This is a genomic window from Psychrobacter okhotskensis (genome assembly GCF_013248965.1).
Taxonomy (GTDB): Bacteria; Pseudomonadota; Gammaproteobacteria; order Pseudomonadales; family Moraxellaceae; genus Psychrobacter; species Psychrobacter okhotskensis.
The window spans coordinates 1-6,270 of sequence record NZ_JABRVQ010000047.1 but is presented as its reverse complement, the minus strand read 5'-3'; the positions used below and the strand labels follow the sequence as shown (position 1 = coordinate 6,270).

The 6,270-nt window shown below is 39.6% G+C and carries 8 protein-coding genes; 5 read left to right on the top strand and 3 right to left on the bottom strand.

Going from position 1 to position 6,270, the window contains the following annotated elements:
- The 4 genes from HQR03_RS13830 to HQR03_RS13815 all read left to right on the top strand — a co-directional run.
- Positions 1–658: hypothetical protein (locus HQR03_RS13830; RefSeq protein ID WP_244952045.1), on the top strand; the 658-nt coding region annotated here is incomplete at its 5' end.
- Positions 659–661: 3 nt separating this feature from the next.
- Positions 662–1,462 carry a hypothetical protein gene (locus HQR03_RS13825; protein WP_173240598.1) on the top strand — a complete coding sequence of 267 codons (801 nt, stop codon included), beginning with the start codon at positions 662–664 and terminating at the stop codon, positions 1,460–1,462.
- 287 nt (positions 1,463–1,749) lie between these two features.
- Entirely contained in the window at positions 1,750–2,697 is a 948-nt protein-coding gene (repM, locus tag HQR03_RS13820; RefSeq protein WP_173240596.1) for a replication initiation protein RepM, read from the top strand.
- 58 nt (positions 2,698–2,755) lie between these two features.
- Entirely contained in the window at positions 2,756–3,202 is a 447-nt protein-coding gene (locus HQR03_RS13815; RefSeq protein WP_173240594.1) for a hypothetical protein, read from the top strand.
- Between the two features lie 138 nt (positions 3,203–3,340).
- On the opposite strand, the gene HQR03_RS13810 is transcribed toward HQR03_RS13815, so the two are convergent.
- From HQR03_RS13810 to HQR03_RS13800, 3 genes are all read right to left on the bottom strand, one after another.
- Positions 3,341–3,793 (bottom strand): PH domain-containing protein, encoded by a 453-nt coding sequence (locus HQR03_RS13810; RefSeq protein ID WP_144298059.1) that lies wholly within the window; start codon positions 3,791–3,793, stop codon positions 3,341–3,343.
- 231 nt (positions 3,794–4,024) lie between these two features.
- On the bottom strand, positions 4,025–4,549 hold the full coding sequence (locus HQR03_RS13805; protein WP_173240592.1) for a hypothetical protein: 525 nt from the start codon (positions 4,547–4,549) through the stop codon (positions 4,025–4,027).
- 28 nt (positions 4,550–4,577) lie between these two features.
- Entirely contained in the window at positions 4,578–4,871 is a 294-nt protein-coding gene (locus HQR03_RS13800; RefSeq protein WP_173240590.1) for a mobilization protein MobS, read from the bottom strand.
- A gap of 254 nt (positions 4,872–5,125) precedes the next feature.
- Between HQR03_RS13800 and HQR03_RS13795 the strand changes: the two genes are divergently transcribed.
- On the top strand, positions 5,126–6,270 hold a 1,145-nt coding region (locus HQR03_RS13795; protein WP_173240588.1), incomplete at its 3' end, for a MobA/MobL family protein.

Sequence of the window (6,270 nt, the reverse complement as noted above, 5' to 3'; positions counted from 1 at the left end):
CACGCTCGATGCGGTAGCAAAAGCCATGGCAATGGCTCAGGGCGTTAAGACTAAACGCGAGAATGAGCAAAAACAAAAAGAGGCAGCATTGGAGCAACAAAGGCAGCGCGGCCTTGCCGAACAACAAAAACGTGAACAAGCCGAACGTGAGCGCATTGAACAGGCACGAGCCGACAAAGCAAGGCAGCTTGCGCTTGAAAACAAGCAATTCCTTGCTGACAAAAAAGCGCTGTATGCATCTGTAATGGCACAATTAGAACAGCATACGCAGAAAGGGATTGATCCAAACAGCAAGACCGGCAAACTTATTTTAGCGATTTCAGTCGCTAATGAGGTCATGCACAGCTTCAATCAATACACAGACAACCCAGACACCACACAGAGACAGCGCGAGCTTGCGTCAAATGAGCGTGGCGCGTTAACGGACTTAGTGAGCGACAAATCACAGCAAGCACTGAATGAGATCAAAAATCTACACTATACCAGTGAGCGTAAAACGCACACAGCAGCCCTACAAGGCGTTTTAAGTGAATTTGTAGACAATCACAGTCAAACCATCGAAAAAAACCAGCAGCAAGCGCTACAGAGCGTCCAAAAAGAGGTTACAGACTACAGTAACGAGATAAATCGCAGCCGCAGCTATGGATTAGGAAGATAAAAAATGTCAGAGACCCCCAACCTTGAAGACCTACTTGCCGCCATTGCAACGCTCACCGAGCATAATACGGCCTTGTTAGAGAGGATAGACGAAAAAGATCAAGCTACCAAAGACAGAGATGCAGCAAACGCCAAGCTGGTAAACGATCTAATAGCCCAGCTCAAAGATTATCAAGAACGAGAAAATGTCATCAAATCAGCGATTGCTATTGGTGCAGCTAAAGAGGTTAGCAAAGAAGTTTCTGCGGTGCTGAATCACTATCATAACCAGTTAACACAAGGCGTGGCTGGTCATGTTGCTAAGGCCAATCATCACTTAGTACAAACTGTAAACCTAGCCACCACCAGTATTAATGATTTATCCATATTATCATCAGATATGAAAAAAACCTTTGATGCTAACTTTAAGAGTTTGAGCTTCTTTGCGACTGAGTTTCAAGATCAAAATCGGCAGTTAGCTAATGATGCCAAAAACACATTAACCAACGTTAGAACAGAAGCTAAAGAAGGCGCTAAACAATATACCAAAGCGCTATCGGATGAATTTGCTAGATCACTAAGCTGGAAGGCTTCTGCTCTCGTAGGTGGTATCTGTGCTTGTATATTTGCCCTTACGTTATTGTCTGTTTTGCTACTTGTCCCTAGTAAAACAGAGATAGCTCAGCGTAAGGCTGATTATCAAAGTTTAGAGAAAGCTGTTGTCGTTGATAATGTGGTTAGAGGTCAAGATGGTTACTATGCGAGAATCAAGCCAAAATCTTGTTTTATAGGTACAGACAAATATCAATACTGCAAATTTAGATAGCTCAAAACGCTTATCTTTTTAGTTAATAAAAAAAAGAAAAAATGCTTTTAATGCTTTTAAATGCTTTTAAATGCTTTTAGACAGGCTACAGCCATTACAATCAGAGGGCTGTAGCCTGCATATGACTACGTCTAGTTACCCATATGACTACGTCTAGTTACCCATATGACTACGTCTAGTTACCCATATGACTACGTCTAGTTACCATTAAACTACTTGTTTTTTTGAGTAGATTAATATACCTCATTATGATAGCGTAGTTATTATTTAATTTATGGATGAATCAAATGTCAAAAGGTAACTTAGTCGTTAAAACAAATCAGCTGAATTCAGCATTACAGAATCTCTCATTGCCTGAAATTCGTATCATTCAATTAGCAATAGTAGATGCGAGAGAAACGAATACAGGATTGAGTACCGATAAGCCGTTACGCATTGATGCTTTGCGCTACGCAGAAATTTTTGAAACAACGCGTCAAAATGGTTATAAGCGTATGAAAGATGCTGAGGAAAACTTATTTAATAGACGTTTTAGTTATATAGATGAAAGAGGAAAGCTGATTAAATCACGTTGGGTTCAGCAAGTTACTTATCTTGATGATGAAGGTGCAATTGAGTTGGTATTTACGCTTGCTGTGGTTAATGGTATTAGTCGTATCGATGGTGCAGAAGAGTTTTTCACTTCATACTTGCTTGAGCAAACCGCCAATATGGATAGTATTTACTCCGTTAGATTGTATGAGCTACTCGTACAGTGGGTAGCTGCTAAGCAAACGCCCTTGTTTGAGCTTAATAAATTTAGAGACCAGTTAGGTGTGGAAGATCACGAATACAAGCGTATGGGTAACTTTAAACTAAGGGTCTTAGACCTTGCTGTTAAAGAAATTAATGAAAAATCAGATATTAAAGTCAGTTATTCACAGGTCAAAAAAGGTAGGACTATTACAGGCTTTAAGTTTACAGTTCATGAGAAACTGAAGAGTAAAACAGACAAAACAAGTAAGCTGCGTGATGTTGATACAGCAGATATGTTTACGGTTGAAGATCTAAATGATAAGCAGCTAGGACGTATTGCCCGTAACCCTCAGTTTATTACTGACTATAATCACATGGTTAGCCCTACTAGCCCAGCTGGACAGTCGCAGCAAGGATGGGAGTTTGAAATGATTAATCGCCTTAAAAAAGACGCTTCTCAATTTAAGAAACGTCCAATCAGGGATTATTTAGAGTATTAAGACTAGCGGTCTATTATAAATGGTTCCATTATAGCGGTCTGTTTTAAGTAGTCTGTTAATGGGTTTGAAGGGTGAAATAGCTGGTTCCGCTGGGGTATACCTTAAAATTCAAGGAGATGAATTTATGCAGTCAGTAAGTTATACAGATATTAGACATAGTGTACTTGATAGTTTTTACTCAAACTTAGTTTCTAAGCCAGAAACAGATCTAACTTATGATAAGGCGCTAGACTACGTTACTTACAGTTTTGAAGTTGGATTTTCAGACGTGGAAATGTTTGTTATAGATTTTGTGGTTTATGTGCTTTGTAGTGATTTCAAAGTGTCCGAAGAGCTCTCACTAATTCTTGAAAGAAAATTATTAACTATTATTAAATCTAAAGATTTTGATTGTTTGATATTTCAAATTAAGCAAGGAGAGGATGATAGAACAGATATTCTTGCGGATATGTGTATAAAGGGTCTAATATCTCAAGAAAAAATGAATAGTTTGCTTGAAAAATAAAGAACTTTGGTTTGTGCCAAGTACCTATTATCATTGACCTGTGGGCTGAAAGCTTTATTTAATTTACTTGCTAAAAACTAACGTAGCTATAGCTATCTGACTCTAGTTCGAAGCCTGTATAGCGCATCGAACTATAGGCTATCTCTTTATCAGCCCATTATTATCATCGGTTTTTAATGCTGGTACACGTTCTTGTATTGCATGATAGAACCTATCTTTGTCTTTTGGTGATATCACTATGCTACCACCTTCATATCTTATCTCAATCCTATCTAAAGACAGTGCTGGAGCAGATAAAGTACTGCTGGTAGGAGTGATATGGGTAATGTCTTCTAACGAGATACTCTGAGTAGAAAAACCATTTTTCACTAACAATGTGTCAGCTGTCAAAGTGTACTTTATATTAAAAAACAGTACCAATAGCAGTAACGCAGTTGGTATGGTAAAAAGGCTTATAAATATTATTCTTTTAATAGAACTATTGTTGTACATCCATTCCCATACAGGCACCAAAACGAGTAGTAAGCTAGAACCCAATATTAAAAACGCCAACCAAAAATCAATCTTTGATGTAAATATAGTATTTATCATAATTTGTTAGCAGAGCGCCTTTAGTTAATATTTATATTAGAATAGCTCAGTTCATGTACACCACCAAGTACACTGTCATAATCTTGATGGCTGTATCTACTATCGTATATAGCCCACAGCCAAAGGTTCAAGTCCTCACTAGGGTACCGAACCAGTGAAGGCGCCTGATTTCCTCCCTATAGTATCTACGTGCTAATATCTATCTGAAAGTCACAAGTTATTTATTACAATTTACTGTAAATAACCGTGTTCTTTAAGTTCTTCTGTCGTTAGAGGTACGAAAGTCACATAATCTTCTGGTTTACCACCTTTCAAAAATCTTGAATAACTGCAAGAAAGGCATAAGAAAGAAAGAGGACTATAGCCTTCGTATCTTGTCAATAACACTTCGCCACCACCTTCCGAACCACAGTTTGGACATATATAGTCTCTCAGTTCAAAATAAAATAAATGCTCTATATCACTTCTAAGAAACATTGCGAATGTATCTATATCTTGAAATTTTATAGATACTAGACGATTGACAAGCAATTTTACTCTTTCTTCACTAATACTAGCTTGTTCTATTGGATAACAATTTGGATCTAAATTTTTATAATTCAAAAGTCCATAATCAGAGACCGGTGCACTGCTAAAAATTTCCTTATATTCATTAAGCACATATATAATAGTCTTAGAGTATAACAAGGGAGTATTGTTTTTCATGCTAATAAAACTATTCTTGATAAGATCAAATTCCTTTAAGTTGTATTTCATCATTAAACGCCTTTGACTGGAAAAATTGTTAAAGCGACTCAGAATCTGTTTTAGTCTCGACCTTACCACCAAGCCCCTTTATCAAATCTGCCATCAACTCCTTATCCGTTTGTCTGGTCAGAAAACCCAACAGATTATCGGCTGTATATTCCCTTAAACCGTCTACTGAATCCTTCTCTAAAGCATCTACCAGAAAAGCGCCCAGTAGTATTTTTTGCCGTGTCAGTTTCTTATCTAGCTTCTGCTTTTCTCTATTGATCTTAAGCTCAAGCTCATTAATTTTTTGCTGTTCCTTTAAATCATTACCACCGAGTAAGCTCATAACCGTTCCTTGAATTATCAAATTATTCATGTACTTAACTATAGCAACTTCGCCAATACCTAACAACAGTTTATGATATAGTTATTTGACGGATAGTTGAGTCCCACTGACAAGTGCGAGTTTTCGACTTTACAAATGTTTATCCCTACCGGTCACACATTTATAAAATCAAAACATCGGCAGGGGCAAACCCCCACACCCCCAGCACTACGAAAAGACGTAGTGCTAAAAACCAAAAATCTGAGCTTATAGAAATGGCTATTTTTATCGCATCGACCAAATCCATATCACGAGGTAAGGGGCAAAGTGCCGTTGCCAGTGCGAGCTATCGCGCAGGGGTTGAGCTTGAAGATAAGCGATATGGTAAGACCCATGATTACTCAAAAAAGCATGGGGTAATGAGTGCGTATATTATTTTGCCGACAGCATTGGCAGCAGCCAATGCTGAAATTTCACGCAGTGAGTTATGGAACAAAGCGGAAGCTGCCGAGAAGCGAGTCGATGCGCGAGTGGCTCGCGAATGGCTGGTCAATCTACCTTATGAATTAAGCGCAGAAGATCGAAAAGAGTTAGCGCATCAGTTCGCCCAAACCTTAGCAGACCGTTACGGCACCATTGCTGATTGCGCCATTCATGAGCCAACTCAAAAAGAGATTGATCGGGGCGCAGACCCGCGCAACTTCCACGCTCATATCCTATTCACCACGCGCACCGCAGCGCTTGACGGTAATCACGAGATCATACTAACCGACAAAGCCAGTATTGAGCTGTCAGATAATAAGCGGCGTTCGCTTGGCATGGCACGAGTGAGCCATGAGATCAAAGACGTTCGCCAAATATGGGAGCAGATCGCCAACGAAAAACTAGCCGAGCATGACCATAAACTGATTGATAGTCGCAGCTATGCCGCGCAAGGGATTGATATTGAGCCACAGCTCAAAATGGGATCAGTCGCTACCAAGCTGGAACGTGACAAATACGAGCGAGAGCTAAGAAAAGCTGAACAAGCCAAAGAAGAAGGCAAGCATTACGAGATTGATAAAACGCCAGCAACACAGCTCGGCACCATCAATGAAATAATTAACGAGCGTAACGAGCTGGTATGGGGCGTAGAGCTTACCAAAAATCAGATCGTGAATGATGCCGCTGATGCCATTATCTTGAATGGTCATAAAGTCCAAGACATTGAACACAGCATACCGCCATCAACAAAGGCGATCAGTATTGATTTACCCACGCCAAGCAGGACAACCGTAGCAGATGAACCCATCAAAAAGCCTAAAGCACCCACGCTCGATGCGGTAGCAAAAGCCATGGCAATGGCTCAGGGCGTTAAGACTAAACGCGAGAATGAGCAAAAACAAAAAGAGGCAGCATTGGAGCAACAAAGGCAGCGCGG

Bases quoted from the DNA above. Each gene is read 5' to 3' on its own strand.
- HQR03_RS13800 (WP_173240590.1), bottom strand. From the start codon at position 4,871: ATGAGCTTACTCGGTGGTAATGATTTAAAGGAACAGCAAAAAATTAAT.
- HQR03_RS13815 (WP_173240594.1), top strand. From the start codon at position 2,756: ATGGGTTTGAAGGGTGAAATAGCTGGTTCCGCTGGGGTATACCTTAAA.
- repM (WP_173240596.1), top strand. From the start codon at position 1,750: ATGTCAAAAGGTAACTTAGTCGTTAAAACAAATCAGCTGAATTCAGCA.
- HQR03_RS13825 (WP_173240598.1), top strand. From the start codon at position 662: ATGTCAGAGACCCCCAACCTTGAAGACCTACTTGCCGCCATTGCAACG.
- HQR03_RS13805 (WP_173240592.1), bottom strand. From the start codon at position 4,549: ATGAAATACAACTTAAAGGAATTTGATCTTATCAAGAATAGTTTTATT.
- HQR03_RS13810 (WP_144298059.1), bottom strand. From the start codon at position 3,793: ATGATAAATACTATATTTACATCAAAGATTGATTTTTGGTTGGCGTTT.